The following is a 25,915-nucleotide window of genomic DNA, read 5'->3' on the forward strand; positions in this document are numbered from 1 at the left end:
CCGCCCGCGGCCACCTCGATCGGATTGTGTGAGACCGGGCCTGTAGGCTTCATCGCCGCAGAACCCACAAAAGCTCTCCGGCCTTCCGGCCGGAAAGGCTGTCGACAGAGTCCTAAGCGCCGCACGGCGCGCCGGGCGAACGAACCAAGAAAGTCCACAGGAGGACACCAGTGGCGAAGGCGAAGTTCGAGCGGACTAAGCCGCACGTCAACATCGGCACCATTGGTCACATCGACCACGGTAAGACGACGCTGACGGCGGCCATCACCAAGGTCCTGCACGACCAGTACCCGGACCTGAACCCGTACACGCCGTTCGACGAGATCGACAAGGCGCCGGAGGAGAAGGCCCGCGGCATCACGATCTCCATCGCGCACGTCGAGTACCAGACCGAGGCGCGTCACTACGCGCACGTCGACTGCCCCGGTCACGCCGACTACATCAAGAACATGATCACCGGTGCCGCGCAGATGGACGGCGCGATCCTGGTGGTGGCGGCGACCGACGGCCCGATGCCGCAGACCCGCGAGCACGTGCTGCTGGCCCGTCAGGTCGGTGTGCCGTACATCGTCGTGGCGCTCAACAAGAGCGACATGGTCGACGACGAGGAGCTCCTGGAGCTCGTCGAGCTCGAGGTCCGCGAGCTGCTCTCCTCGCAGGAGTACCCGGGTGACGACCTGCCGGTCGTCCGGGTCTCGGCGCTGAAGGCCCTCGAGGGCGACCCGGAGTGGACCGGGAAGCTCCTGGACCTGATGAACGCCGTGGACACCGCGATCCCGCAGCCGGAGCGCGAGACCGAGAAGCCGTTCCTCATGCCCATCGAGGACGTCTTCACCATCACCGGTCGCGGCACCGTGGTCACCGGTCGCGCCGAGCGCGGCATCCTCAAGCCGAACGAGGAGGTGGAGATCGTCGGCATCCGTGAGAAGTCGATGAAGACCACCTGCACCGGCATCGAGATGTTCCGCAAGCTGCTCGACGAGGCCCGCGCGGGCGAGAACGTCGGTCTGCTGCTGCGCGGCATCAAGCGCGAGGACGTCGAGCGCGGCATGGTCGTCATCAAGCCGGGCACCACGACCCCGCACACGGAGTTCGAGGCGACGGTCTACATCCTCTCCAAGGAGGAGGGCGGCCGGCACACCCCGTTCTTCCAGAACTACCGCCCGCAGTTCTACTTCCGGACCACGGACGTCACCGGCGTCGTCACGCTGCCCGAGGGCACCGAGATGGTCATGCCGGGCGACAACACCTCGATGACGGTGAAGCTGATCCAGCCCATCGCCATGGAGGAGAACCTGAAGTTCGCGATCCGCGAGGGTGGTCGTACGGTCGGCGCGGGTCGCGTCACCAAGATCATCAAGTGAGCTGGGTAACCCCGATTAGCGTTGCCGCCGGTCGTGCGGCATACTAGTCAGGTTGCGTAACGACAGTCGGTCACCTGCGTCCGGTTGACGCTGGACCTCCGGGAGTCAGACTGTCTCGCGTAGGGTGGTTGGCCGCCATCGGCGGTCAACCACCCTCGCGCGGCGTCCAGGTCGCGGTCCCCGCGATCGGCGCCATGACCCACCGCGTGGTCAGAGAATCGCTCCGGAGTCCCGGGGCGGAGCCTGGCCCACGGGCGCGACACGCCCGACCGCGGGGGTCGGCGGAAGTGGGCCTGTGCCAGCCGGTACAGGCGCCCGCAACACAGCGGCATCGAGAGAAGGAACAGAAGCCACCATGGCGGGACAGAAGATCCGCATCCGGCTCAAGGCCTATGACCACGAGGTCGTCGACTCCTCGGCTCGGAAGATCGTCGAGACGGTGACGCGTACCGGGGCGCAGGTCGCTGGCCCGGTGCCGCTGCCCACGGAGATCAACCGTTTCTGCGTCATCCGCTCGCCGCACAAGTACAAGGACTCGCGCGAGCACTTCGAGATGCGTACGCACAAGCGTCTGATCGACATCATCGACCCGACCCCGAAGACGGTCGACTCGCTCATGCGCCTCGACCTGCCGGCTGGCGTCGACATCGAGATCAAGCTGTAGGGACCGGACAAATGGACAGGCAAGTCAAGGGGATCCTGGGCGCCAAGCTCGGCATGACCCAGGTCTGGGACAACAACAAGGTTGTGCCCGTGACCGTGGTTCAGGCCGGCCCGTGCGTCGTGAGCCAGGTTCGTAGCGCCGACAAGGACGGCTACTCCGCGGTCCAGCTGGCGTACGGGGTCATCGACCCGCGCAAGGTCAAGAAGCCGGTAGCCGGCCACTACGCCAAGGCGGACGTCGCGCCGCGCCGGCACATCGTCGAGCTGCGCACCTCCGACGCCGCGGACTACGCGCCGGGCCAGGAGGTCACGGTCGAGGAGTTCCCGGCCGGCGTCGTGATCGACGTGACCGGCAAGACCAAGGGCAAGGGCTACGCCGGCCCGATGAAGCGGCACGGCTTCCACGGTCTGCGTGCCAGCCACGGTGTCGAGCGCAAGCACCGCTCGCCCGGCTCGATCGGCGCCTGCGCGACCCCGGGTCGCGTCTTCAAGGGCACCCGGATGGCGGGCCGGATGGGTGGCGTGCGCTACACCGTCCAGAACCTGACCGTCCAGGCGGTCGACACCGAGAACAACCTCCTGCTCGTCCGCGGCGCCATCCCGGGCCCGAAGGGCGCGCTGGTCCTGGTCCGCACTGCGGCCAAGGCGAAGGTGAAGAAGGGCGGTGCGGCCAAGTGACCACCGTTGACGTGATCAACGTCGAAGGCGCCAAGAGCGGCTCCGTGGAGCTGCCGGCCGACATCTTCGACGCGCAGGCCAACATCGCCCTGATGCACCAGGTCGTGGTGGCCCAGCTCGCGGCGGCCCGCCAGGGTACGCACAAGACGAAGACCCGCGGCGAGGTCTCCGGTGGAGGCAAGAAGCCGTACAAGCAGAAGGGCACCGGTCGTGCCCGCCAGGGCTCGACCCGCGCGCCGCAGTTCGCCGGCGGTGGCGTGGTCCACGGCCCGGTGCCGCGCGACTACAGCCAGCGCACCCCGAAGAAGATGAAGGCCGCCGCCCTGCGTGGCGCCCTCTCCGACCGGGCCCGCGCCGGCCAGGTGCACGTCGTCGAGGCGTTCGTCTCGGGTGAGAAGCCGTCCACCAAGGCGGCCCTGGCCACGCTGACCAAGCTGACCCAGGCCCGTCGGGTCCTGGTCGTGCTGAGCAGCACCGACGAGCTGAACTGGGTGTCGCTGCGGAACCTGCGCAACACGCAGGACAGCCGGGTGCACCTGATCGAGGCCGGCCAGCTCAACACCTACGACGTGCTGGTGGCCGACGACGTGGTCTTCACCAAGGAGGCCCTGGACGAGTTCCTGGGCGTTCCCGCCGAGACCACCGAGGAGGATGGCAAGTGAGCACGATCGCCGATCCGCGTGACGTCATCGTCGCGCCGGTCGTCTCGGAGAAGAGCTACAGCGAGCTGAACCGCAACTGGTACACCTTCCTGGTGCACCCGGACGCCAACAAGACCGAGATCAAGATCGCTATCCAGCAGATCTTCAACGTCCGCGTCCTGACGGTCAACACGCTCAACCGCGAGGGCAAGCGCAAGCGGACCCGTACCGGGTTCGGCAAGCGCAAGGACACCAAGCGCGCGATGGTGAAGCTGGCTGACGGTGACCGTATCGAGGCCTTCGGCGGCCCGGTCAGCTGAGGGGTGTAGACAATGGCTATCCGTAAGTACAAGCCGACGACGCCGGGCCGGCGTGGCTCGAGCGTTGCCGACTTCGCCGAGATCACCCGGTCGACGCCCGAGAAGTCGCTGCTGGCTCCGCTGCCGAAGAAGGGCGGACGCAACGCCCACGGCCGGATCACCACGCGGCACCACGGTGGCGGCCACAAGCGCCAGTACCGTCTGATCGACTTCAAGCGGGTCGACAAGGACGGCGTGCCGGCGAAGGTCGCCCACATCGAGTACGACCCGAACCGCACCGCGCGCATCGCGCTGCTGCACTACGCCGACGGCGAGAAGCGCTACATCATCGCGCCGAAGGACCTGAAGCAGGGCGACCGTGTCGAGTCCGGTCCGGGCGCCGACATCAAGCCGGGTAACAACCTGCCGCTGCGCAACATCCCGGTCGGTACCACCATCCACAACGTGGAGCTGCGTCCGGGCGGCGGCGCCAAGCTGGCCCGCTCGGCCGGCGTCGGCATCCAGCTGCTCGGCCGTGAGGGCGCGTACGCGACCCTGCGTATGCCGTCCGGTGAGATCCGGCGTGTGGACGTGCGCTGCCGCGCCAGCATCGGCGAGATCGGCAACGCCGACCAGTCGAACATCAACTGGGGTAAGGCCGGCCGTATGCGGTGGAAGGGCAAGCGCCCGACCGTCCGTGGTGTCGCGATGAACCCGGTCGACCACCCGCACGGTGGTGGTGAGGGTAAGACCTCCGGTGGTCGCCACCCGGTCAACCCGCAGGGTAAGCCCGAGGGCCGCACCCGTCGTAAGGGCCAGCCGAGCGACCGGCTGATCGTCCGCCGCCGCTACGCCACGCGTAAGCGCGGCTGAGGGAGATAAGACATGCCTCGCAGCCTGAAGAAGGGCCCGTTCGTCGACGACCACCTGCTCAAGAAGGTGGAGACGCAGAACGACAAGGGCTCGAAGAACGTCATCAAGACCTGGTCGCGGCGCTCGACGATCATCCCGGAGATGCTGGGTCACACGATCGCCGTGCACGACGGACGCAAGCACGTCCCGGTTTTCGTGACCGAGGCCATGGTCGGGCACAAGCTCGGCGAGTTCGCGCTGACCCGCACGTTCAAGGGTCACGAGAAGGACGACCGGAAGAGCCGCCGGCGCTGACGCCGCGGGCATACGGATAGAGGAACAAGGGGTTACAGCGATGCCAGGAAAGGGCGACGCTCCGGTGCTTCCGGGCGCGCGGGCGGTTGCGCGGCACGTGCGCATCTCGCCGATGAAGGCGCGCCGGGTGGTCAACCTCGTCCGCGGCCTGCCCGCGAAGGAGGCGCTCACGGTGCTGCAGTTCGCGCCGCAGGCTGCGAGCGAGCAGGTGTACAAGGTGCTCGCGAGCGCGATCGCCAACGCGGAGAACAACGAGCGGCTGGACCCCGACGCGCTGCTCGTCAGTGAGGCGTTCGTCGACGAGGGCCCGACCATGAAGCGGTTCCGGCCGCGGGCGCAGGGCCGGGCGTACCGGATCCGCAAGCGCACCTGCCACATCACCGTGGCGGTCGAGGCGGTTGCGGCGGCCACGCCGAAGAAGTCGGCGAAGAAGGCCGCTCCGGCCAAGCCGGCCGCTGAGGAGCAGAGCACGACGGAGGGTGCCGAGTAATGGGTCAGAAGGTTCACCCGACCGGGTTCCGGCTCGGCATCTCGACCGACTGGAAGTCCCGCTGGTTCGCGGACAAGCTCTACAAGGACTACATCGGCGAGGATGTCAAGATCCGCCGGATGATGTCCAAGGGCCTCGAGCGCGCCGGCATCTCCAAGGTCGACATCGAGCGCACCCGTGACCGGGTCCGCGTCGACATCCACACCGCCCGGCCGGGCATCGTCATCGGCCGTAAGGGTGCGGAGGCCGACCGGATCCGCGGCGAGCTGGAGAAGCTCACCGGCAAGCAGGTCCAGCTGAACATCATCGAGGTGAAGAACCCCGAGTCGGACGCGCAGCTGGTCGCCCAGGGCGTCGCCGAGCAGCTGTCCAGCCGGGTCAGCTTCCGTCGGGCCATGCGCAAGGCGATGCAGTCCGCGATGAAGAACCCCGCCTGCAAGGGCATCCGGGTTCAGGTCTCGGGCCGTCTGGGCGGCGCCGAGATGAGCCGGACCGAGTTCTACCGCGAGGGCCGGGTTCCGCTGCACACGCTGCGGGCCAACATCGAGTACGGCTTCTTCGAGGCCCGTACCACCTTCGGCCGGATCGGCGTGAAGGTCTGGATCTACAAGGGCGACGCCGTCCCGGGCCGCGAGGCCCCGGCCGAGGCCGCCCCGTCGCGCGGCCCGCGCCGCGACCGTGGCGACCGGCCGGACCGGCCGCGCCGTGGCCGCTCGGGCTCGTCCGGTACGACCGCCGGTGGCACCGAGGCCGGCCGGGCTGCCGCGACCACCATCGCGCAGCAGGCGGAGACGCCGGCCGGTGAGCCGGTCGACAGCAGCGCTGTCGCCGCAGCCGCGACCCAGCCGGCAGAAACGCAGCAGGAGGGCTGACAGATGCTGATGCCGCGCAAGCCCCCGAAGGGCTTCCGCAAGCCGCACCACCCGGACCGCAGTGGCGCGTCCAAGGGTGGTAACCGGGTGGTGTTCGGCGAGTTCGGGATCCAGGCTCTCGAGCCGGCGTACGTGACCAACCGCCAGATCGAGTCGGCGCGTATCGCGATGACCCGCCACATCAAGCGTGGCGGCAAGGTCTGGATCACGATCTTTCCGGACCAGGCCCTCACCAAGAAGCCGGCCGAGACCCGGATGGGTTCCGGTAAGGGTTCGCCCGAGTGGTGGGTCGCCAACGTGAAGCCGGGGCGGGTTCTCTTCGAGATGTCCTTCCCCAACGAGCAGATCGCGCGAGAGGCGATGCGTCGCGCGATCCACAAGCTCCCGATGAAGTGCCGCATTGTTACGCGCGAAGTGGGTGAATCCTGATGGCAGCGGGCGTCAAGCCCTCCGAGCTGCGTGAGCTCTCCGAGGAGGAGCTGGTCACGAAGTTGCGCGAGGCGAAGGCGGAGCTGTTCAACCTCCGCGTGCAGGCCGCAACCGGGCAGCTGGACAACAACCGGCGGCTGCAGGTCATCCGTCGGGAGATCGCCCGGATCTACACGATCATGCGTGAGCGTGAGCTGGGTCTCTCGGCCGCGCCGACTGAGGTGACTGCATCATGAGTGAGAACACCACCGCCCCCGCGCGGTCCCGCCGCAAGGTCCGCGAGGGCCTCGTGGTCAGCGACAAGATGGACAAGACCGTCGTGGTCGAGGTCGAGGACCGCGTCAAGCACGCGCTGTACGGCAAGATCATGCGCCGTACGAGCAAGCTGAAGGTGCACGACGAGCAGAACTCGGCCGGCATCGGCGACCGGGTCCTGATCATGGAGACCCGGCCGCTGTCCGCCACCAAGCGCTGGCGGCTCGTGGAGATCCTCGAGAAGGCCAAGTAGCGAAGGCTCGAGCTCGGCCGGGTCTCGGTCGGGCGCAGGTTCCGCCAGGCTCCGGCCGCCCCGAGCGGCCGGAGAACCGGCAGACATAGGAGATAGACGTGATTCAGCAGGAGTCGCGACTGCGCGTCGCCGACAACACGGGTGCCCGGGAGATCCTGTGCATCCGGGTGCTCGGCGGCTCCGGTCGGCGCTACGCGAGCATCGGCGACGTCATCGTGGCGACCGTCAAGGACGCGATCCCCGGTGCCGGTGTGAAGAAGGGCGACGTCGTCAAGGCCGTCGTCGTTCGGACCGCCAAGGAGAAGCGGCGGCCGGACGGGTCGTACATCCGCTTCGACGAGAACGCCGCCGTCATCATCAAGGACGGTGGGGACCCGCGCGGTACCCGTATCTTCGGCCCGGTGGGCCGGGAGCTGCGGGACAAGCGGTTCATGAAGATCATCTCTCTCGCGCCGGAGGTGTTGTGACCGTGAAGGTCAAGAAGGGCGACACGGTCGTCGTCATCGCCGGCAAGGACAAGGGTGCCAAGGGCAAGGTCATCGCGGCCTACCCGCGGCAGGACAAGGTCCTGGTCGAGGGCGTGAACCGGGTCAAGAAGCACACCCGTATCAGCACCACCCAGCGTGGCGCCAAGACCGGTGGCATCGTCACCCAGGAGGCCCCGATCCACGTCTCGAACGTGATGGTCCTGGACTCCGACGGCAAGCCGACCCGCGTCGGCTACCGGATCGACGACAACGGCCAGAAGGTCCGCATCGCGCGTAGCACCGGTAAGGACCTCTGATGACCACGGCTACCGAAACCAAGACCCTGCCGCGCCTCAAGGAGCGGTACCGCAACGAGGTGGTGGCCGAGCTGCAGAAGCAGTTCGAGTTCGCCAACCCGATGCAGGTGCCGCGGCTGGTCAAGATCGTCGTCAACATGGGTGTCGGCGAGGCCGCTCGCGACGCCAAGCTGATCGACGGGGCCGTCCGCGACCTGGCCACCATCACCGGCCAGAAGCCGCAGGTCCGGCGGGCCACCAAGTCCATCGCGCAGTTCAAGCTCCGCGAGGGCATGCCGATCGGCGCGAAGGTCACCCTTCGCGGCGACCGGATGTGGGAGTTCCTGGACCGGCTGCTCTCGATCGCGCTGCCGCGTATCCGTGACTTCCGCGGCCTGGACGGGCGCAAGCTCGACGGGCACGGCAACTACACGTTCGGCCTGACCGAGCAGTCGGTGTTCCACGAGATCGATCAGGACAAGATCGATCGCCAGCGGGGCATGGACATCACGGTGGTCACGACCGCCACGACCGACGACGAGGGCCGGGCGCTGCTCAAGCTCCTGGGCTTCCCGTTCAAGGAGAACTGAGATGGCCAAGAAGGCGCTGATCCTCAAGGCGGCCGCGAAGCCGAAGTTCTCGGTTCGCGCGTACACCCGCTGCCAGCGGTGCGGGCGTCCGAAGGCGGTCTACCGCAAGTTCGGTCTCTGCCGGGTGTGCATCCGGGAGATGGCCCACCGCGGTGAGCTGCCCGGCGTGTCCAAGGCTTCCTGGTAATAGCCCGGCGCGCTCCGGCGCGTCAGCTGAACTGTCTCTTCGCCGTAGGCCCCGGGCCTGGCCCGGGGAACCCCGGCGAGAAAGGTTGACGAGTTTTCATGACGATGACCGACCCGATCGCAGACATGCTCACGCGTCTGCGTAACGCCAACCAGGCGTACCACGACCGGGTGACGATGCCCTACTCGAAGATCAAGGCGAACATCGCCGAGGTCCTCAAGGCCGAGGGTTACATCGCCACCTGGTCGGTCGAGGAGCCCGAGGAGGGCGCCGTCGGCAAGCGACTGGTCGTCGAGCTGAAGTACGGCCAGAACCGCGAGCGGAGCCTGGCCGGCATCAAGCGCGTGTCCAAGCCCGGTCTCCGGGTGTACGCCAAGTCGGACGGGCTCCCGCGGGTGCTCGGCGGGCTGGGCGTGGCGATCATTTCGACGTCCCAGGGGCTGCTCACCGACCGGCAGGCCCGCAAGCGGAGCGTTGGCGGGGAAGTCCTCGCCTTCGTCTGGTAACGGGAGACAGGTAGAAATGTCGCGTATTGGACGTAAGTCGATCCCGGTGCCTGCCGGCGTCGACATCACGATCGACGGCCGGACCGTCAAGGTCAAGGGCCCCAAGGGCGAACTGAGCCACGTGCTGGCCGAGCCGATCACGGCGGAGCGGGGCGAGGACGGCGAGCTGCACGTCAACCGGCCCAACGACGAGCGCAAGGCCAAGGAGCTGCACGGCCTGAGCCGTACGCTGGTGGCCAACATGATCGTCGGTGTCACCGAGGGCTACCGCAAGAGCCTGGAGATCGCCGGTACCGGTTACCGCGTGACCGCCAAGGGCAAGGACCTGGAGTTCGCGCTCGGGTTCTCGCACCCGGTCCTCGTGCCGGCGCCGGACGGCATCACCTTCACGGTCGAGAAGCCGACGCTGTTCCACGTGGCCGGCATCGACAAGCAGCAGGTCGGTGAGGTCGCCGCCAACATCCGGAAGATCCGTCCGCCGGAGCCCTACAAGGGCAAGGGCGTGAAGTACCAGGGCGAGGTCATCCGCCGCAAGGCTGGAAAGGCAGGTAAGAAGTGAGCGCCACGCTGCTCAAGCGCCGCCGCGGCGTCGCCGCCAAGCGTGCCGTCGGGCGTGCGCGTCGGCACTTCCGGGTCCGCAAGAACGTCAGCGGAACCGCCGAGCGTCCCCGCCTCGTCGTCACCCGCTCCCTGCGGCACATGGTGGCCCAGGTCGTGGACGACACCAAGGGTCACACCCTGGCGTCGGCCTCGACCATGGACGCCTCGCTGCGCGGCGCCGAGGGCGACAAGAGCGCCCTGGCCGGCAAGGTCGGCGCCCTGCTCGCCGAGCGTGCCAAGGCCGCCGGCGTCTCGAAGGTCGTCTTCGACCGCGGTGGCAACCGGTACGCGGGGCGTGTCGCCGCGCTTGCCGACGCCGCCCGCGAAGCCGGGCTCGAGTTCTAGAAACCCCGTCACGAGAGAGAAGGAAGGCTGCTGATGCCAGGTCAACAGCGCCGTGGCGGCGGGTCCGGTGGCAACGAGGGTGGTCGCCGCGACAACCGCCGTGAGGGCGGCCGCGGAAACGCGCCCGTCGAGAAGACCCCGCACCTCGAGCGGGTCGTCGCGATCAACCGCGTCGCCAAGGTCGTGAAGGGTGGTCGTCGCTTCAGCTTCACCGCCCTGGTGATCGTGGGCGACGGCGACGGCACCGTCGGTGTGGGCTACGGAAAGGCCAAGGAGGTGCCCGCGGCGATCGCCAAGGGTGTCGAGGAGGCCAAGAAGCACTTCTTCAAGGTGCCGCGGATCGGTCAGTCGATCCCGCACCCGGTCACGGGCGAGGACGCGGCCGGTGTGGTGCTGCTCAAGCCGGCTTCCGCCGGTACGGGCGTCATCGCCGGTGGTCCGGTGCGTGCCGTGCTGGAGTGCGCGGGCATCCACGACGTGCTCTCCAAGAGCCTCGGCTCGTCCAACCCGATCAACATCGTGCACGCCACGGTGGCGGCCCTGAAGGGGCTCGAGTCCCCGGAGCAGGTCGCGGCCCGTCGTGGTCTGCCGGTCGAGGACGTCGCGCCGGCCGCCATGCTGGCGTCGCGGGCGGGGGTGGCGTCCTGATGGCACGCCTGAAGGTCACCCAGGTCCGGTCCGAGATCGGGACCAAGAAGAACCAGCGTGACTCGCTGCGTTCCCTCGGTCTCAAGCGGATCAACGACGTGGTGGTCAAGGAGGACCGGCCGGAGATCCGCGGCATGATCTTCACGGTCAACCACCTCGTGAAGGTCGAGGAGGTCGAGTAATGACGATCAAGGTGCACCACCTGCGTCCGGCTCCGGGTGCCAAGACCGACAAGACCCGCGTGGGTCGCGGTGAGGGCTCGAAGGGCAAGACCGCCGGTCGCGGTACCAAGGGTTCGAAGGCCCGGAAGAACATCTCGCCGGCGTTCGAGGGTGGGCAGATGCCCATCCACATGCGCCTGCCGAAGATGAAGGGCTTCAAGAACAAGTTCAAGGTCGTGTTCCAGGTGGTCAACCTGGACCGCCTGGCCGAGCTGTTCCCGAACGGCGGCCAGATCGGCCCGGTCGAGCTGGTCGAGGCCGGCGCGGTCCGCAAGGGTCACCCGGTCAAGGTGCTCGGCACCGGCGACCTCGGTGGCGTGTCTCTCCAGGTCTCGGCGCACGCGTTCAGCGCGTCGGCCAAGGAGAAGATCACCGCCGCCGGTGGCTCGGTCACCGAGCTGTAAGGCGATGTCCACGGCGCCCGCTCAGTTGTTCGCAACTGGGCGGGCGCCATGGTCTACCGGCCACGTGTGCGCCGGGTAACATCGGATTCGTTTTATGTAGCCGGGCACATCTGCCCGGACCGGGATCGGACTGTTAGAGTCCGTTCCCAGCCATGGATACCGGGCATGCCGCCCGGCACCACCCCGCCCCGCCAGGATTCGTCACCGGCGGCCCGCGTCGCGCAGGAGGAAGAAGTTGCTGTCCGCCTTTCTCAGTGCGTTCCGTACGCCTGACCTGCGCAAGAAGCTGCTGTTCACAGTAGGCATCATCGCGGTCTACCGGCTGGGCGCCACGCTGCCCAGCCCGGGCGTCTCGTACGGCAACGTGCAGAAGTGTCTCGAGGCCACGCAGGGCGGCAGTACGGGAGTGCTCAACCTGCTGGATCTGTTCTCCGGTGGCGCGCTGCTCCAGCTCTCGGTCTTCGCGCTGGGCATCATGCCCTACATCACCGCGTCGATCATCCTGCAGCTGCTGACGGTGGTGATTCCGCGCCTGGAGCAGCTCCGCAAGGAGGGCCAGGCCGGGCAGGCCAAGATCACGCAGTACACCCGCTACCTGACTCTGGGCCTGGGTGTCCTCCAGGCCTCGGCGTTCGTGGCGCTGGCCCGCTCCGGCCAGCTGTTCAACAACCAGTGCGACCAGTTCCCGATCGTGCCCGAGGGCACCGGAATCCCGAACTGGCTGACCCTGGGCATCCTGGTCATGACCATGACCGCCGGCACCGGCGTGGTGATGTGGCTCGGTGAGCTGATCACCGACCGGGGCGTCGGCAACGGCATGTCCGTGCTGATCTTCACCTCGATCGCGGCCCGCCTCCCCAGCGAGGGCTGGAAGATCAAGACCACCAAGGGCTGGGGGATGTTCCTCCTCGTCATCGCCCTGGTGCTGGTGGTCATCACCGCTGTTACGTTCATCGAGCAGGCGCAGCGCCGCATCCCGGTGCAGTACGCCAAGCGCATGATCGGCCGGCGGATGTACGGCGGCACGTCGACCTACATCCCGCTGAAGGTGAACCAGGCGGGTGTCATCCCGGTCATCTTCGCCTCGTCGCTGCTCTACCTGCCGCAGCTCGCGCTCCAGTTCTTCGATCAGAACGACCCGGGCAAGGTCCAGGCGTGGATCCAGAACCACATCGTGAAGGCGAGCGCGCCGGAGCACATCGCGATCTACTTCCTGCTGATCATCTTCTTCACGTACTTCTACGTGTCGATCACGTTCAACCCGACCGAGGTCGCGGACAACATGAAGAAGTACGGCGGCTTCGTGCCGGGCATCCGCCCCGGCAAGCCGACCGCCGAGTACCTCGACTTCATCCTCAGCCGGATCACCCTGCCGGGCGCGCTCTACCTGGGCATCGTCGCGATCCTGCCGAACTTCTTCTTCATCTGGCTCGACAACCAGCAGTTCCAGAACTTTCCGTTCGGCGGCACCGCTGTGCTCATCATGGTCGGCGTCGGTCTGGAGACCGTGAAGCAGATCGAGAGCCAACTCATGCAGCGGAACTACGAAGGGTTCCTGCGGTAGATGCGACTCGTTCTGGTTGGCCCGCCGGGCGCGGGCAAGGGCACACAGGCGGAGTTCGTCGCCGCGCACCTCTCGGTGCCGAAGATCTCGACCGGTGACATCTTCCGGGCGAACGTCTCCCAGGGCACGCCGCTCGGCGTCGAGGCCAAGCGGTACATGGACGCGGGCAAGCTGGTCCCGGACGAGGTCACCATCAACATGGTGCGGGACCGGCTCGCCGAGCCGGACGCGAGCGAGGGCTTCCTGCTCGACGGCTTCCCGCGGACCACGCCGCAGGCCGCCGCGCTGGACAAGCTCCTCGCCGACCTCGGCACCGCGCTGGACCTGGTGCTGGAGCTGGTCGTCGACGACGACGAGGTGATCCGGCGGCTGTCCGGCCGGCGCACCTGCCGCGGCTGCGGCAAGATCTGGCACGTCGAGTTCGACTCGCCGAGCCGGGAGGGCGTCTGCGACCGCTGCGGCGCGGAGCTGTTCCAGCGGGACGACGACAAGCCGGAGACCATCGCCGCCCGGCTGCGGGAGTACGCCGAGAAGACCGCGCCGCTGGTCGACTACTACGGCGCCCAGGGCAAGCTGGTGGGCATCGACGCGACCGGCCCGGTGGAGGACGTCACCGTCCGCGCCATCGACGCGCTGCGCTCGTACGGCGGCTGAGGTCCCACCGCCACCCGGCGGATAGAGTGCGAACAGCGGGGTACGTGCGACGTGCCCCGCTGCTCCGCGTACGCGCAACGAAAGGTAAACACCACCATGCGCCGTCCCCAGCTGGACATCCAGCTGAAGACCCCCGAGCAGATCGAGCTGATGCGGGCCGCGGGTCTGGTCGTCGCCCGTGCCCTGCGCCGGATGCGCGAGGCGGTGGCGCCGGGCGTGTCGACGGCCGACCTGGACGCGATCGCCGAGTCGACCATCCGCGAGGCCGGCGCCGTGCCGTCGTTCAAGGGCTACCACGGCTTCCCGGCGTCGATCTGCTCCTCGGTCAACCAGCAGGTGGTGCACGCCATCCCGTCGCCCGCGCAGGTGCTGCGCGAGGGTGACCTGATCTCGATCGACTGCGGCGCGGTGCTGGACGGCTGGCACGGCGACGCGGCCGTCACGGTGCCGGTCGGCGAGGTCGACCCGGCGCTGCTGAAGATGACGGCGGTGGCCGAGGACGCCATGTGGGCCGGGATCGCGGCGGCGGCGCGGGGTGCCGCCTCCGGCAAGGGCCGGCTCACCGACATCTCCCACGCGGTCGAGACCGCGGTCCGTAAGGGCGGCCGGTACGGCATCGTCGACGGCTACGGCGGCCACGGCATCGGCACCGAGATGCACCAGGACCCGCACGTGCTCAACCACGGCCGCCCCGGCAAGGGCCCGCGCCTGGTGCCCGGCCTGGCGCTCGCGATCGAGCCGATGATCACCATGGGCTCGCCGCGTACCGTCGAGCTGTCCGACGGCTGGACCGTGGTGACCCGGGACGGGTCGATGGCGGTGCACGTGGAGCACTCGATGGCGCTGCTGGACGACGGCGTGTGGGTGCTCACGGCCGAGGACGGCGGACGAGGCCGTCTGGGTGACCTGGTGACCGCCCGGCAGACGTCCGTCGACTCTCCGGCGGTCTGAGCGGGCTGCCCCGTACCCGGTCGAGTGCTGCCGCCTTGGCGATCGGGTGCCATGCTTGTTCCCATGGATGAGCGCAACCGGATGCGGGCGGCCGACGCGGACCGGGAGGCCACCGCGGAACGACTCCGGGTGGCGCTGGCCGAAGGCCGGCTCGACCTGGGCGAGTACGACGACCGGCTGCGGCAGGCGTACGGCGCCAAGACCTACGGCGAGCTGGACGAGTTGCTGACCGACCTGCCCGGTCCCCGGCCGGCGGAGAACTCCCTGCCGGCTCCGCGCGCGACCGGCAAGAGCGGGGTGGCTGAGCCGGGCCGGGCTGCCGTCAGCGCGCGTAACGCCTGGCTGCTGGGGGTCTGGGGCCCGTGGCTGAAGGTGGCCCTGATCCTCAGCGCGATCTGGTTCGTCTCCCAGCTCGGTGAGGGTGAGTTCGAGTTAGACGACTACTGGCCGATCTGGGTGCTCGGCCCGTGGGGCGCCGTGGTGCTCTACCAGACGATCCAGGGGCTGGCTCACGGGGCGCCGGAGCACGACGCCGAGCGCCGGCGGCGCAAGCAGGTCGAGCGGGAGGCCCGCCGGCGGGCGAAGCGCGAGCTGCCGGAGACGTGACCTGCGTCATGTCCGAGCCGTCCGGGTGACCGTCGCGCCGGTCGGTTTGGCGAGCACGTACGGGTCGGCGTACACTTTTGGATCGGCGCACAGCGTCCACTCCGCCATGCCCACCCAGCGCTTCGGTGGGAGTCGGAGCCGCGGCTGGCGCGGGTTTCCTGATCTTGGTCAGTTCACCCGTGTAAGACGTTGTGAGCCGTCCGGAGCAACCGACGTCAGGACAGCGGAGGACATGCCGAAAAAAGACGGAGCAATCGAGATCGAGGGTCGGGTCATCGAGCCCCTGCCGAACGCCATGTTCCGGGTGGAGCTCGCGAACGGCCACAAGGTGCTCGCTCACATCAGCGGCAAGATGCGGCAGCACTACATCCGCATCCTGCCGGAGGACCGGGTCGTCGTCGAACTCTCGCCGTACGACCTGACCCGCGGGCGCATCGTCTACCGCTACAAGTAAGCCTGACGGCGGCCGGGAGACCCGTGTCCGTCTTCGACGTCCGGATCGCGCACCGCCGCGGCTCCGGGCCAGATGGGAAGTAAGGCAACCGTGAAGGTCAAGCCGAGCGTCAAGAGGATCTGCAACAAGTGCCGGGTGATCCGCCGGCACGGCCGGGTCATGGTCATCTGCACCGACCCGCGCCACAAGCAGCGCCAGGGCTGACGCCCCACACATCACCAGCTCGTCCCAGCCGCGGTCGGGTGCGCAGCGCGTACCCCCTCGTGGTTGACCCCCGGTCGGAGGCCGGGGCCCGCTCGGGCAGCGACCGATCCCGGTCGCCGGCGTTCTTGACGCCGGAAGGACAGGGACGGCCGGTAGCGGGGTGGGACGGGTCCACACCTCCGCCACAACATCACGAGGAGTACGCCCGCACATGGCACGTCTAGTCGGCGTGGATCTCCCCCGCGAGAAGCGGATGGAGATCGCGCTCACCTACATCTTCGGGGTCGGTCGTACCCGCGCCCTGGAGACGCTCGCCGCGACCGGCATCTCGCCGGACAAGCGCGTTCGGGACCTCACGGACGAGGAGCTCGTCGAGCTCCGGAACCACATCGAGGGCAACTACAAGGTTGAAGGCGACCTGCGCCGCGAGGTCGCCGCTGACATCCGCCGCAAGGTCGAGATCGGCTGCTACGCCGGTATCCGGCACCGTCGCGGTCTGCCCGTGCGTGGCCAGCGCACCAAGACCAACGCGCGGACCCGGAAGGGCCCGAAGCGGACCGTGGCCGGCAAGAAGAAGCCCGGCAAGAAGTAACTAGGAGCGCACAGACTTATGCCACCGAAGGCTCGTGCCGGAGCCGCCGTCAAGAAGGTCCGGCGCAAGGAACGCAAGAACGTCGCCCACGGGCAGGCGCACATCAAGAGCACCTTCAACAACACCATCGTGTCCATCACGGACCCGACCGGTGCGGTCATCTCCTGGGCCTCCTCCGGCCAGGTCGGCTTCAAGGGCTCCCGCAAGTCGACTCCGTTCGCCGCGCAGCTCGCCGCCGAGGCCGCCGCGCGCCGCGCGATGGAGCACGGCATGCGCAAGGTCGACGTGTTCGTCAAGGGCCCCGGCTCCGGCCGGGAGACCGCCATCCGTTCGCTGCAGGCAGTGGGCCTCGAGGTCGGGCAGATCTCCGACGTCACGCCGCAGCCGCACAACGGTTGCCGTCCGCCGAAGCGTCGCCGGGTCTGAGAGGTTAGAGAGAGATGGCTCGTTACACCGGTGCTGACTGCCGCCGTTGCCGGCGGGAGAAGATGAAGCTGTTCCTCAAGGGCAGCAAGTGCGATGGTCCGAAGTGCCCGTTCGAGTCCCGGCCGTTCCCGCCCGGGCAGCACGGCCGCGGCCGCACGAAGGAGACGGAGTACCTGCTCCAGCTCCGTGAGAAGCAGAAGGCCCGTCGTGTCTACGGCGTGCTGGAGAAGCAGTTCCGCGGCTACTACGAAGAGGCCGTGAGCAAGGAGGCCAAGACCGGCGAGGTTCTGCTGCAGATCCTCGAGTCGCGGCTGGACAACGTGGTCTACCGGGCCGGCTACGCCAGCTCCCGGGACATGGCCCGCCAGCTGGTCAAGCACGGCCACTTCACGGTGAACGGCAAGAAGGTCGACATCCCGTCGTACCGCGTCAAGGAGCACGACATCATCGAGGTCCGGGGCAAGAGCAAGGAGCTCACCCCGTTCCTGGTGGCGCAGGCTCAGGCCGGTTCGCGGTCGGTTCCGGCGTGGCTGGAGGCCATCCCGAGCCAGATGAAGATCCTCGTGCACTCGCTCCCGGCCCGCCAGGTGATCGACACCCAGGTCCAGGAGCAGCTGATCGTCGAGCTCTACTCCAAGTAAGGGCTCGTTGCGGTGGCCCGTCCTTCCGGGCGGGCCACCGGAACAGTTGTGTCGTGGGCGTCAAATAGCGGGCGCCCCGGAAGAGAAGAGAAAAGATGCTCATCAGCCAGCGACCGTCTCTCTCCGAAGAGTCGATCAACGAGACCCGCTCCCGGTTCACCATCGAGCCGCTGGAGCCCGGCTTCGGTTACACGCTGGGCAACTCGCTCCGGCGTACGCTGCTGTCCTCCATCCCGGGTGCGGCGGTCACCTCGATCAAGATCGACGGTGTCCTGCACGAGTTCACCACGATCCCCGGGGTCAAGGAGGACGTGGTCGAGCTCGTCATGAACATCAAGGAGCTGTGCGTCAGCTCCGAGCACGACGAGCCGGTCAGCATGTACCTGCGCAAGCAGGGCCCGGGCGACGTGACCGCCGGTGACATCCAGCCCCCGGCCGGTGTCTCGGTGCACAACCCGGACCTGAAGCTCGCCACCCTCAACGGCAAGGGCCGGCTCGACATGGAGCTGACCGTCGAGCGGGGTCGCGGCTACGTCACGGCGGCGCAGAACAAGCAGGCGGGCGCCGAGATCGGCCGGATCCCGGTCGACTCGATCTACTCGCCGGTGCTCAAGGTGACGTACCGGGTCGAGGCGACCCGCGTCGAGCAGCGGACCGACTTCGACCGGCTGATCATCGACGTCGAGACCAAGCCGTCGATGGGCCCGCGTACCGCGCTGGCCTCGGCCGGCTCGACGCTGGTGGAGCTGTTCGGGCTCGCCCGGGAGCTGGACGAGACCGCCGAGGGCATCGACATCGGGCCGTCCCCGCAGGACGCCCAGCTGGCGGCGGACCTGGCCCTGCCGATCGAGGAGCTGGACCTCACCGTCCGCTCCTACAACTGCCTCAAGCGCGAGGGCATCAACTCCGTTGGTGAGCTCATCGGGCGTACCGAGGCCGACCTCCTCGACATCCGCAACTTCGGTCAGAAGTCGATCGACGAGGTCAAGATGAAGCTCGCCGGGATGGGCCTGGGGCTGAAGGACTCGGCTCCGAACTTCGACCCGGCGCACGTCGTGGACGCCTTCGGCGAGGCGGACTACGACACCGACGACTACCGCGAGACCGAGCAGCTCTAGTCCGCGCTGCCGCCACACCTGAGGAGCACCAAGCATGCCCACGCCCACCAAGGGCCCCCGCCTCGGCGGCAGCCCCGCGCACGAGCGGCTGATGCTGGCCAACCTGGCCACTGCGCTGTTCCAGCACGGCAAGATCCAGACCACCGAGACGAAGGCCCGGCGGCTGCGTCCGCTGGCCGAGCAGCTCATCACCAAGGCCAAGCGCGGCGACCTCGCCTCGCGCCGCCGCGTGCTGGGCGTCGTCAAGGACAAGGACGTGGTCTACGCCCTGTTCGACCAGATCGCGCCCCGGTACGCCAACCGCAACGGTGGCTACACCCGGATCGTGAAGACCGGTCCGCGCAAGGGTGACGCCGCTCCGATGGCGATCATCGAGCTGGTGGAGGAGCTTCAGGTCGCCGAGCCGAAGGCGAACAAGAAGACCGCCGCCCGCAAGGCCGCCCAGCAGGACAAGGTCGAGGCCCTGGCCCCGGCCGAGGAGACCCCGCGCTCCAGCGCCGGTGACCAGGACGCCGAGGCGCCGGTCTCCGCGTCGGGTGACACCGCCGCCGCCCGTGAGGACAGCGACGAGGCCACCGAGAACGACAAGGCCTGAGATCAGGCTCGACCGGGCCCGGCATCCCCTCGGGGGTGCCGGGCCCGTCGCCGTCGACAGGAGGTACGAGGTGGACGAGCGGACCCGGCTGCGGCTGGACGTCTCGTACGACGGCACCGACTTCTCCGGCTGGGCGCCCCAGCCGACCCGGCGCACAGTGGCCGGCGTGCTCATGCAGACGCTGGACCTGGTGCTCGGCGCGGGCACGGCGACCGGCCTGACAGTGGCCGGGCGTACCGACGCCGGCGTGCACGCCACCGGGCAGGTCTGCCACCTCGACCTGCCCGCCGCGGTGTGGCGGGAGCACGAGGGGCGGTTGCTGCGGCGGCTGGCCCGGCTCCTGCCGCCGGACGTGCGGGTCCGCGCGATGACCGAGGTGCCCGCCGACTTCGACGCCCGCTTCTCGGCCACGTTCCGGCGCTACGAGTACCGGGTCACCGACGCCCCGTGGGGCGCCGAGCCGCTGCGTCGCGGGGACACCCTGGCCTGGCCGAAGCCGCTGGACCTGGCGGCGCTCAACGCCTCCGCCGCCGGACTGGTGGGCGAGCACGACTTCGCCGCGTACTGCCGGCGCAAGGAGAACGCGACCACGCTGCGCGAGGTGACCCGGCTGGACTGGCGGCGCGACCCGGACGGGATCCTGGTCGCCACCGTGCAGGCCGACGCGTTCTGCCAGAACATGGTGCGCAGCCTGGTCGGGGCGATGCTGGTGGCGGGCGACGGGCGGCGTCCGGTCCTGTGGCCGGCCGGCCTGCTGACCCGGCGCGAGCGCTCCAGCGAGGTGACAGTGGCGCCCGCGCACGGCCTCGCCCTGGTCGAGGTGGGCTACCCGGCCGACCCGGCCGAGTACGCCCGCCGCGCCGAGGAGACCCGCCGGTTGCGGGTGCCGGTGGCCGAGGGCTGAGCCCGGCTCAGTCCGTGCCCCGCTGACCGGCGCTGTCCCCGGCCGAGTCCGCGTCGGGCTGCCCGGCCGTGCCGGCGGCCGCACGACGGTCCAGCACACCCCGGTTGAGGTGCAGCTCGACCAGGTCGTACATGATCTCGCGGGCGGTCGCGTCGTCGCTCGGGATGCGTTCCCCGTCGGCGCGGGTGACCAGGCAGAAGGCGACGTAGTGTCCGCGTACCTGCCAGGCGACCCGGGCGGCGGCCTTCTCCACCGACTCGGTGCCGTCGCCCGCCGCCATGCCGCGGAACCGTCCCTGGCGCGCGTCGAGCAGCGGCCGGATGCGGTCGCGTACCCGCTGGGCGGTGGCCACGTCGGTGAGGTTGAACAGACCGGCGGTGATCAGGTGGTCGCCGTCGGGGGAGCGGAGCGTGCCCCGCACGACCTGGTTGCAGCCGAGCCGGGTCAGCAGCTCGGCGATCTCGCCGGTGGCCGCGACCTGGCACTTCGTGCTGGCCTGGGTCTTGAGCACCCGGTAGGCCGGTTTCCCGTCCGTGATCACGAGGTCCTTGGCCGGGAAGACCTCCTTGGCGGTGAGCGCCGCCTGGTCGGTGTCCCGGGAGTCCAGGTCGGTAACGCCGGACGGGGTGCTCGACTCGGTCGGCTGCGGCGTCGCCTGGCCGGCCGGCGGTGTGGCTGTGCGTTCGTCGAGCAGGGCCGCGACGGCCAGGCCGGTGAGCGAGAGCAGGAGCAGTACGGCGGCGCCGCCGACGAGCGTCTGCCAGAACCGGCCGCCGCCGCGGCGCTCGGCGCGCCGGGTCCGGGGCAGCTCGGAGACGTCGGCGGCGCGGGCGGTCGGGCTGGCCGGGATCGGCACCGTCGGCCGGTTCGCCACCGCCGGTACGGGTGCCGGCGCGGGCGGCGCGGGCTGCGGCACGGGGGAGGGCTCCCGGGGTGGCGCGGGCCGTCCCGGTGTCGGCGCCGGGGCCGGGGCCGGGGGCGCGGGAACCGGGGCGCGGGCGTCGTCGGCCACCGCCTGCTCGTCGGGTCCGGCCGGTGGCAGCGCCTGCTGCTCGGCCGCACCGGACGGCGGCAGCGCCGGCTGGACGGTGGGCCGGGGCGGCCGGGGCAGCGACGGCGTGGGGAAGCGGGAGCGTGACGGACCCGCGGGCGGGGGCGTCGCGGCTGCGGGCCCGTTCGGGGCCGACCCGGGCTTCGGGTACTCCAGGAAGGCGTCCTCATCGGACTCGTACCGGTACACCATGTGGCATAGAGTAGGACTGATTGTCCCTTTCAGGGGTAATATCGGGAAAATCTGGCGGAGTGGCGTGCGACCCCGCCTGTGACACCGTCGCCGGAACCGCTCCGCCCCGGTGCGAGAATGCGGGCGTGACCGGCGACCACTACTTCACCGCTGAGCCCTCGACCCCGGCCCGCCCGCGCGAGGTCGAGTTCACAGTCGCCGGGCGCGACTACACGCTCGCCTCGGCCGGCGGCGTCTTCTCCGCCGACCGGCTCGACCCGGGCACCGCCGTGCTGCTGCGCAAGGCCGACCTGCCGGCCGCCGACGTCACCGGCGCGCTGCTCGACATCGGCTGCGGCTTCGGCCCGATCACCTGCGTCCTGGCCACCACCGCGCCGAAGGCGACCGTCTGGGCGGTGGACGTCAACGAGCGCGCCCGCGCCCTCACCACCGCCAACGCGGCCCGGGTCGGCGCCGCCGACCGGGTACGCGCCGTTGCGCCAGACGAGCTGCCCGACGACGTCACCTTCACCCAGATCTGGTCCAACCCGCCGATCCACATCGGCAAGGCGGAGCTGCACGGCCTGCTGCTGCGCTGGCTGCCCCGGCTCGCCCCGGACGGCGTGGCCTGGCTCGTCGTCGCCCGGCACCTCGGCGGCGACTCGCTGCACCGCTGGCTGGTCGAGCAGGGCTGGTCCGTCGCGCGGCACGCCAGCCAGAAGGGCTACCGCGTGCTGCGGGTCACCCGGTAATCCGGTGTCGTCCACCGCCCCGGCTCGGGCAGGATGCCCGCGTGGGATACGTGGACGTGGCAGGAGCCGGGCACATCCTCCCGGACGGGCGTGAGCTGTTCAGCGACGTCTCGTTCCGGGTCGGTGAGGGTGCCAAGGTGGCGCTGGTCGGCCCGAACGGCGCCGGCAAGACCACGCTGCTGCGGATGGTCGCCGGTGACCTGCCGGTCAAGACCGGCGCGATCGCCCGCTCCGGCGGGCTCGGCGTCATGCGGCAGTTCATCGGCATGATCGGCGACGAGTCCACGCTCGCCGACCTGGCCCTGTCGCTCGCGCCGCCGGCGCTGCGCGACGCCGGCCGGCGGCTCGCCGAGACCGAGGCGGCCATGCGGGCGGCCGAGGTCCGCGGCAAGTACAGCTCCGCCGCCGCCAAGACCCAGCTCGCGTACGCCGAAGCGCTCGCCGCCTGGGGCGAGACCGGCGGGTACGACGCGGAGGTCCTCTTCGACACCGTCGCCACCATCGTGCTCGACCTGCCCTGGGACAGCGCCCGGGAACGGCCGGTACGCACGCTCTCCGGCGGCCAGCAGAAGCGCTTCGCGCTGGAGCTGCTGCTGCGCGGCCCGGACGAGGTGCTGCTGCTCGACGAGCCGGACAACTTCCTCGACGTACCCGGCAAACGCTGGCTGGAGGCGCGGCTGCGCGAGTCGGGCAAGTCCGTGCTCTACGTCTCGCACGACCGGGAACTGCTGGCGCAGACCGCCGACCGGGTCGTCGCGGTGGAGGGCGGCAGCGCCTGGGTGCACCCGGGCGGATTCGCGAGCTGGCACGACGCCCGGGTGGCCCGGCACGCCCGCCTCGACGAGCTGCGCAAACGCTGGGACGAGGAACACCAGAAGCTGCGCGAGCTGATGCTGATGTACAAGCAGAAGGCCGCGTACAACGACGGGATGGCCTCCCGCTATCAGGCCGCGCAGACCCGGTTGCGCAAGTTCGAGGAGGCCGGGCCGCCGCCCGTACCCCCGAAGGACCAGGACATCCGGATGCGCCTGACCGGCGGGCGGACCGGCAAACGCGCGGTGATCGCCGAGCAGCTGGAGCTGGACGGCCTGACGTACCCGTTCGACCTGGAACTCTGGTACGGCGACCGGGTCGCGGTGCTGGGCGCGAACGGCACCGGCAAGTCGCACTTCCTGCGCCTGCTGGCCCGGGGCGGCACCGACCCGGAGCCCGGCAACACCCCGGTCGACGGCGCCGCCGCGCTCGCGCCCGTCGCGCACGGCGGCATGGTCCGGCTCGGCGCCCGGGTCCGGCCTGGGCACTTCTCGCAGACCCACGACCGGCCCGAGCTGACGGCCAGGACGCTCGTCGAGGTGCTGTGGCGCGGCGACGACCACCGTGCCGGCATGGACCGGCACGCGGCCATGGCGGCGCTGTCCCGGTACGAGCTGGCCGGTCAGGGCGACCAGCGGTTCGGCACGCTCTCCGGCGGGCAGCAGGCCCGGTTCCTGGTGCTGCTGCTGGAGCTGTCCGGGGCGACGCTGCTGCTGCTCGACGAGCCCACCGACAACCTCGACCTGGCCTCGGCCGAGGCGCTGGAGGCCGGACTGACCGCGTTCGAGGGGACGGTGGTCGCTGTCACCCACGACCGGTGGTTCACCCGTACCTTCGACCGATTCGTGCTGTTCCGCGGCGACGGCGACGTGGTGGAGACGCCGGAGCCGGTCTGGGACGTGGGGTGATCGACCAGGACGTGGTCGACCGGCTGTGCGCGGTCGACGGGGTGGTCGCGGTGGCGCTCGGCGGCAGCCGTGCCCGCGGCGATCACCGGCCCGACTCCGACTGGGACCTGGGCCTCTACTACCGGGGTACGCCCGACCTGGCCGGGCTGCGCGCGGTGGCCGCCTCCATCGCCGACGGGCCGGTGGACCTCACCGCCCCGGGCGGCTGGGGACCGTGGGTCGACGGTGGCGGCTGGCTGCGCGTCGGCGGGGTCGCCGTGGACTGGATCTACCGGGACCTGGACCGGGTGCACCGGGTCTGGGCGGACTGCCGGGCCGGCCGCTACACGGTCGAGGCGCAGGCCGGGCACCCGCTCGGCTTCTACTCCCACACGTACGCCGGGGAGGTGGCGCTCGGACGGGTGCTCGGCGACCCGACCGGCGAGCTGACCGCGCTGCGCGCCGAGACCGTCGACTACCCGCCCGCGCTCGGCGCCGCGCTGGTGGCCGGTGGCTGGGAGACCGGGCTGCTGCTCGACGGCGCGGCCAAGGGCGCGGCCGGGGGCGACGCCGGCTACGTGGCGGGCTGCCTGTTCCGGGTGGTCGGGGTGCTGGTCCACGCGCTGCACGGCCGGGCCGGACGGTGGCTGGTGAACGAGAAGGGCATGATCGCCTCCGCCGGGCGCCTGCCGGGTGCGCCGCCGGACTTCGCCGAGCGGGCGCAGGCGCTGCTGGGCGCGGTGGGGCGTACCCCCGAGGACCTGGCGGCGACCGTCGGTGACGCCCGGGTGCTGGCCGCCGCTCTCCGGGTGACACCCGGGGAGCGGGCATAGGGTGGATCTCGTGAGTGAGATGACCTATCGCCGGCTGGGCGACTCCGGGCTCGTGGTGTCAGTGGTCGGTATCGGCTGCAACAACTTCGGCCGCAAACTCGACCTCGACGGCACCCGCGCGGTGGTGGACGCAGCGCTCGACGCCGGGATCAACTTCTTCGACACCGCCGACATCTACGGCGAGCCGCAGGGCGCCTCCGAGGAACTGCTCGGCCAGGCGCTCAAGGGCCGCCGCGACGACGTGGTGGTGGCCACCAAGTTCGGCATGGACATGAACGGCGCGAACGGGCCCGACCACGGCGCCCGGGGCGCCCGCCGCTACATCGCCCGCGCCGTCGAGGCGTCGCTGCGCCGGCTCGGCACCGACCACATCGACCTGTACCAGATGCACGAGCCCGACCCGGGCACCCCGATCGACGAGACGCTCGCCGCGCTGGACGACCTGGTGACCGCCGGCAAGGTGCGCTACCTCGGCAACTCCAACTTCGCCGGGTGGCAGATCGCCGACGCCGACTGGACCGCGTCGTCGCAGGGGCGTACCCGGTTCATCTCCGCGCAGAACCACTACTCGCTGGTGGAACGCGGGGTGGAGGACGAGGTGATCCCGGCCTGCGAGCGGTTCGGCCTCGGCATGCTCCCGTTCTTCCCGCTCGCCAACGGGCTGCTCACCGGCAAGTACAAGCGGGGCGAGGCGCCCCCGGCGGGCAGCCGCCTGGCCGGTGGCGGCCGGTACGCCGAGCGGCTGGCCGCCGCGCGCTGGGACGTCATCGAGGCGATCGAGGCGTACGCGGCCGAGCGCGGGATCAGCATGCTCCAGGTGGCCATCGGCGGACTGGCGGCCCGTCCCGCGGTGACCTCGGTGATCGCCGGGGCGACCACTCCCGAGCAGGTGAAGGCCAACGCCGACGCCGGCACCTGGCAGCCCAGCGACGAGGACCTGGACGCCTTGGACGCCATCCTCTGACGTCCCCGCCCGGTACCGACGCGCCCTCCCGCGCGTCGGGCGTCCGCTCGCGCCTCGCAGGTGCGCCCGCTCGTCGGCGTGTGAGCGTCAGGGCTCGCCCCGCGCGGCGGGCGTGCGCCCACCGTGGCCCGCCCGCGCGGAGGCACCCATGGCGTTCCATTCAGAGGCAGCGCTCACGATGGGTGGAACGGTATGGGTGTCAAAAGGGCCTTGAGACACCTATGGCGTTCCACTCCTCGCCAGATTCAGCCGCGAGTGGAACGCCATAGGTGTCTGCGGCGGCCTCCTGACGCCCGTGGTGTCTCGGGCGACCCGGCCCGGCCCGGCCCGGTCCGGCTCGGCTCGGCCCGGCCAGGCACC

General features: G+C 70.0%; 39 protein-coding genes. 38 read left to right on the forward strand and 1 reads right to left on the reverse strand.

From position 1 onward, the window contains the following. The first annotated feature begins 170 nt into the window (after positions 1 to 170). The 34 genes from tuf (at position 171) to truA (ending at position 20,084) form a co-directional block, all read left to right on the forward strand. Entirely contained in the window at positions 171 to 1,364 is a 1,194-nt protein-coding gene (tuf, locus tag ACN27C_RS11910; protein WP_013288635.1) for an elongation factor Tu, read from the forward strand. Between the two features lie 355 nt (positions 1,365 to 1,719). Continuing rightward, positions 1,720 to 2,028: a 30S ribosomal protein S10 gene (rpsJ, locus tag ACN27C_RS11915; RefSeq protein WP_007073037.1), complete on the forward strand. Its 309-nt coding sequence runs from the start codon at positions 1,720 to 1,722 to the stop codon at positions 2,026 to 2,028. Positions 2,029 to 2,039: 11 nt separating this feature from the next. After that, a complete protein-coding gene (gene rplC, locus ACN27C_RS11920) occupies positions 2,040 to 2,705 on the forward strand; it encodes a 50S ribosomal protein L3 (RefSeq protein ID WP_120573086.1) in 666 nt (221 codons plus the stop codon). After that, positions 2,702 to 3,367: a 50S ribosomal protein L4 gene (rplD, locus tag ACN27C_RS11925; protein WP_120573087.1), complete on the forward strand. Its 666-nt coding sequence runs from the start codon at positions 2,702 to 2,704 to the stop codon at positions 3,365 to 3,367. Before rplC ends, rplD begins: the two co-directional genes overlap by 4 nt. Continuing rightward, complete coding sequence (gene rplW / locus ACN27C_RS11930) at positions 3,364 to 3,666, forward strand: 50S ribosomal protein L23 (RefSeq protein ID WP_013288632.1); 303 nt, start codon at positions 3,364 to 3,366, stop codon at positions 3,664 to 3,666. Before rplD ends, rplW begins: the two co-directional genes overlap by 4 nt. A gap of 12 nt (positions 3,667 to 3,678) precedes the next feature. Continuing rightward, complete coding sequence (rplB, locus tag ACN27C_RS11935; protein ID WP_013288631.1) at positions 3,679 to 4,518, forward strand: 50S ribosomal protein L2; 840 nt, start codon at positions 3,679 to 3,681, stop codon at positions 4,516 to 4,518. A gap of 12 nt (positions 4,519 to 4,530) precedes the next feature. Then, the gene (rpsS, locus tag ACN27C_RS11940) at positions 4,531 to 4,812 is read left to right on the forward strand and encodes a 30S ribosomal protein S19 (RefSeq protein WP_007073032.1); all 282 of its coding nucleotides are present in this window, start codon (positions 4,531 to 4,533) and stop codon (positions 4,810 to 4,812) included. A 40-nt stretch (positions 4,813 to 4,852) separates the two neighbouring features. Then, entirely contained in the window at positions 4,853 to 5,302 is a 450-nt protein-coding gene (rplV, locus tag ACN27C_RS11945) for a 50S ribosomal protein L22 (RefSeq protein WP_013288630.1), read from the forward strand. Beyond that, complete coding sequence (rpsC, locus tag ACN27C_RS11950) at positions 5,302 to 6,174, forward strand: 30S ribosomal protein S3 (protein WP_047891645.1); 873 nt, start codon at positions 5,302 to 5,304, stop codon at positions 6,172 to 6,174. Before rplV ends, rpsC begins: the two co-directional genes overlap by 1 nt. A gap of 3 nt (positions 6,175 to 6,177) precedes the next feature. Continuing rightward, positions 6,178 to 6,603 (forward strand): 50S ribosomal protein L16, encoded by a 426-nt coding sequence (gene rplP, locus ACN27C_RS11955; protein ID WP_007465292.1) that lies wholly within the window; start codon positions 6,178 to 6,180, stop codon positions 6,601 to 6,603. Next, positions 6,603 to 6,839 (forward strand): 50S ribosomal protein L29, encoded by a 237-nt coding sequence (gene rpmC / locus ACN27C_RS11960; RefSeq protein ID WP_013288628.1) that lies wholly within the window; start codon positions 6,603 to 6,605, stop codon positions 6,837 to 6,839. The genes rplP and rpmC overlap by 1 nt, the downstream gene beginning before the upstream one ends. Next, positions 6,836 to 7,111: a 30S ribosomal protein S17 gene (gene rpsQ, locus ACN27C_RS11965; protein WP_013288627.1), complete on the forward strand. Its 276-nt coding sequence runs from the start codon at positions 6,836 to 6,838 to the stop codon at positions 7,109 to 7,111. Before rpmC ends, rpsQ begins: the two co-directional genes overlap by 4 nt. A 98-nt stretch (positions 7,112 to 7,209) precedes the next feature. Continuing rightward, entirely contained in the window at positions 7,210 to 7,578 is a 369-nt protein-coding gene (gene rplN / locus ACN27C_RS11970) for a 50S ribosomal protein L14 (protein ID WP_007073026.1), read from the forward strand. Further along, positions 7,575 to 7,895 carry a 50S ribosomal protein L24 gene (gene rplX, locus ACN27C_RS11975; protein ID WP_013288626.1) on the forward strand — a complete coding sequence of 107 codons (321 nt, stop codon included), beginning with the start codon at positions 7,575 to 7,577 and terminating at the stop codon, positions 7,893 to 7,895. The genes rplN and rplX overlap by 4 nt, the downstream gene beginning before the upstream one ends. Beyond that, positions 7,895 to 8,464, forward strand: coding sequence for a 50S ribosomal protein L5 (gene rplE / locus ACN27C_RS11980; protein ID WP_018784556.1), 570 nt, complete (start codon positions 7,895 to 7,897; stop codon positions 8,462 to 8,464). Before rplX ends, rplE begins: the two co-directional genes overlap by 1 nt. 1 nt (position 8,465) lies before the next feature. Further along, positions 8,466 to 8,651, forward strand: coding sequence for a type Z 30S ribosomal protein S14 (locus tag ACN27C_RS11985; protein WP_007073023.1), 186 nt, complete (start codon positions 8,466 to 8,468; stop codon positions 8,649 to 8,651). Between the two features lie 98 nt (positions 8,652 to 8,749). After that, the gene (gene rpsH, locus ACN27C_RS11990) at positions 8,750 to 9,157 is read left to right on the forward strand and encodes a 30S ribosomal protein S8 (protein WP_013288624.1); all 408 of its coding nucleotides are present in this window, start codon (positions 8,750 to 8,752) and stop codon (positions 9,155 to 9,157) included. 16 nt (positions 9,158 to 9,173) lie between these two features. Then, entirely contained in the window at positions 9,174 to 9,716 is a 543-nt protein-coding gene (rplF, locus tag ACN27C_RS11995; RefSeq protein ID WP_018784558.1) for a 50S ribosomal protein L6, read from the forward strand. Then, entirely contained in the window at positions 9,713 to 10,102 is a 390-nt protein-coding gene (gene rplR, locus ACN27C_RS12000; RefSeq protein WP_030501605.1) for a 50S ribosomal protein L18, read from the forward strand. Before rplF ends, rplR begins: the two co-directional genes overlap by 4 nt. 33 nt (positions 10,103 to 10,135) lie before the next feature. After that, complete coding sequence (rpsE, locus tag ACN27C_RS12005) at positions 10,136 to 10,750, forward strand: 30S ribosomal protein S5 (RefSeq protein ID WP_013288621.1); 615 nt, start codon at positions 10,136 to 10,138, stop codon at positions 10,748 to 10,750. Beyond that, the gene (gene rpmD / locus ACN27C_RS12010) at positions 10,750 to 10,932 is read left to right on the forward strand and encodes a 50S ribosomal protein L30 (RefSeq protein ID WP_013473693.1); all 183 of its coding nucleotides are present in this window, start codon (positions 10,750 to 10,752) and stop codon (positions 10,930 to 10,932) included. Before rpsE ends, rpmD begins: the two co-directional genes overlap by 1 nt. After that, the gene (rplO, locus tag ACN27C_RS12015; RefSeq protein ID WP_091426377.1) at positions 10,932 to 11,375 is read left to right on the forward strand and encodes a 50S ribosomal protein L15; all 444 of its coding nucleotides are present in this window, start codon (positions 10,932 to 10,934) and stop codon (positions 11,373 to 11,375) included. Before rpmD ends, rplO begins: the two co-directional genes overlap by 1 nt. Positions 11,376 to 11,610: 235 nt before the next feature. After that, positions 11,611 to 12,939 carry a preprotein translocase subunit SecY gene (gene secY / locus ACN27C_RS12020; protein ID WP_355506162.1) on the forward strand — a complete coding sequence of 443 codons (1,329 nt, stop codon included), beginning with the start codon at positions 11,611 to 11,613 and terminating at the stop codon, positions 12,937 to 12,939. Continuing rightward, the gene (locus ACN27C_RS12025; RefSeq protein ID WP_013288618.1) at positions 12,940 to 13,593 is read left to right on the forward strand and encodes an adenylate kinase; all 654 of its coding nucleotides are present in this window, start codon (positions 12,940 to 12,942) and stop codon (positions 13,591 to 13,593) included. It abuts the gene before it with no gap. 96 nt (positions 13,594 to 13,689) lie between these two features. Beyond that, a complete protein-coding gene (gene map / locus ACN27C_RS12030; RefSeq protein ID WP_120573090.1) occupies positions 13,690 to 14,544 on the forward strand; it encodes a type I methionyl aminopeptidase in 855 nt (284 codons plus the stop codon). A gap of 81 nt (positions 14,545 to 14,625) precedes the next feature. Continuing rightward, positions 14,626 to 15,150, forward strand: a complete 525-nt coding sequence (locus ACN27C_RS12035) for a DUF1707 SHOCT-like domain-containing protein (RefSeq protein WP_350815553.1) — start codon at positions 14,626 to 14,628, stop codon at positions 15,148 to 15,150. A 232-nt stretch (positions 15,151 to 15,382) separates the two neighbouring features. Continuing rightward, positions 15,383 to 15,604 carry a translation initiation factor IF-1 gene (gene infA / locus ACN27C_RS12040; protein ID WP_007073013.1) on the forward strand — a complete coding sequence of 74 codons (222 nt, stop codon included), beginning with the start codon at positions 15,383 to 15,385 and terminating at the stop codon, positions 15,602 to 15,604. 90 nt (positions 15,605 to 15,694) lie between these two features. Continuing rightward, a complete protein-coding gene (rpmJ, locus tag ACN27C_RS12045) occupies positions 15,695 to 15,808 on the forward strand; it encodes a 50S ribosomal protein L36 (protein ID WP_012184307.1) in 114 nt (37 codons plus the stop codon). 211 nt (positions 15,809 to 16,019) lie between these two features. After that, the gene (rpsM, locus tag ACN27C_RS12050; RefSeq protein ID WP_013288614.1) at positions 16,020 to 16,400 is read left to right on the forward strand and encodes a 30S ribosomal protein S13; all 381 of its coding nucleotides are present in this window, start codon (positions 16,020 to 16,022) and stop codon (positions 16,398 to 16,400) included. Between the two features lie 18 nt (positions 16,401 to 16,418). Next, positions 16,419 to 16,826, forward strand: a complete 408-nt coding sequence (gene rpsK / locus ACN27C_RS12055) for a 30S ribosomal protein S11 (RefSeq protein ID WP_013288613.1) — start codon at positions 16,419 to 16,421, stop codon at positions 16,824 to 16,826. Between the two features lie 14 nt (positions 16,827 to 16,840). Continuing rightward, on the forward strand, positions 16,841 to 17,467 hold the full coding sequence (gene rpsD, locus ACN27C_RS12060) for a 30S ribosomal protein S4 (protein WP_120573092.1): 627 nt from the start codon (positions 16,841 to 16,843) through the stop codon (positions 17,465 to 17,467). 95 nt (positions 17,468 to 17,562) lie between these two features. Then, on the forward strand, positions 17,563 to 18,585 hold the full coding sequence (locus ACN27C_RS12065) for a DNA-directed RNA polymerase subunit alpha (protein WP_007073009.1): 1,023 nt from the start codon (positions 17,563 to 17,565) through the stop codon (positions 18,583 to 18,585). A gap of 34 nt (positions 18,586 to 18,619) precedes the next feature. Further along, positions 18,620 to 19,180, forward strand: a complete 561-nt coding sequence (gene rplQ / locus ACN27C_RS12070; protein WP_013288611.1) for a 50S ribosomal protein L17 — start codon at positions 18,620 to 18,622, stop codon at positions 19,178 to 19,180. Positions 19,181 to 19,250: 70 nt separating this feature from the next. Beyond that, positions 19,251 to 20,084: a tRNA pseudouridine(38-40) synthase TruA gene (truA, locus tag ACN27C_RS12075; RefSeq protein ID WP_422751166.1), complete on the forward strand. Its 834-nt coding sequence runs from the start codon at positions 19,251 to 19,253 to the stop codon at positions 20,082 to 20,084. Between the two features lie 7 nt (positions 20,085 to 20,091). Here the strand turns inward: truA and ACN27C_RS12080 are convergent, their stop codons facing one another. Next, a complete protein-coding gene (locus tag ACN27C_RS12080) occupies positions 20,092 to 21,327 on the reverse strand; it encodes a hypothetical protein (protein WP_422751167.1) in 1,236 nt (411 codons plus the stop codon). A gap of 125 nt (positions 21,328 to 21,452) precedes the next feature. Between ACN27C_RS12080 and ACN27C_RS12085 the strand changes: the two genes are divergently transcribed. From ACN27C_RS12085 to ACN27C_RS12100, 4 genes are read left to right on the forward strand one after another with little or no spacing between them, the layout of a single operon-like run. After that, a complete protein-coding gene (locus ACN27C_RS12085) occupies positions 21,453 to 22,058 on the forward strand; it encodes a class I SAM-dependent methyltransferase (RefSeq protein ID WP_357896541.1) in 606 nt (201 codons plus the stop codon). Between the two features lie 41 nt (positions 22,059 to 22,099). Next, positions 22,100 to 23,779, forward strand: a complete 1,680-nt coding sequence (locus ACN27C_RS12090; protein ID WP_120573095.1) for an ABC-F family ATP-binding cassette domain-containing protein — start codon at positions 22,100 to 22,102, stop codon at positions 23,777 to 23,779. Continuing rightward, entirely contained in the window at positions 23,776 to 24,591 is an 816-nt protein-coding gene (locus ACN27C_RS12095) for a nucleotidyltransferase family protein (RefSeq protein ID WP_422751168.1), read from the forward strand. The genes ACN27C_RS12090 and ACN27C_RS12095 overlap by 4 nt, the downstream gene beginning before the upstream one ends. Before the next feature lies 1 nt (position 24,592). Continuing rightward, positions 24,593 to 25,555 carry an aldo/keto reductase gene (locus ACN27C_RS12100; RefSeq protein WP_199733204.1) on the forward strand — a complete coding sequence of 321 codons (963 nt, stop codon included), beginning with the start codon at positions 24,593 to 24,595 and terminating at the stop codon, positions 25,553 to 25,555. Positions 25,556 to 25,915 lie beyond the last annotated feature (360 nt).

This window comes from Micromonospora sp. WMMD1219, assembly GCF_049315215.1.
Lineage (GTDB): Bacteria > Actinomycetota > Actinomycetes > Mycobacteriales > Micromonosporaceae > Micromonospora > Micromonospora tulbaghiae.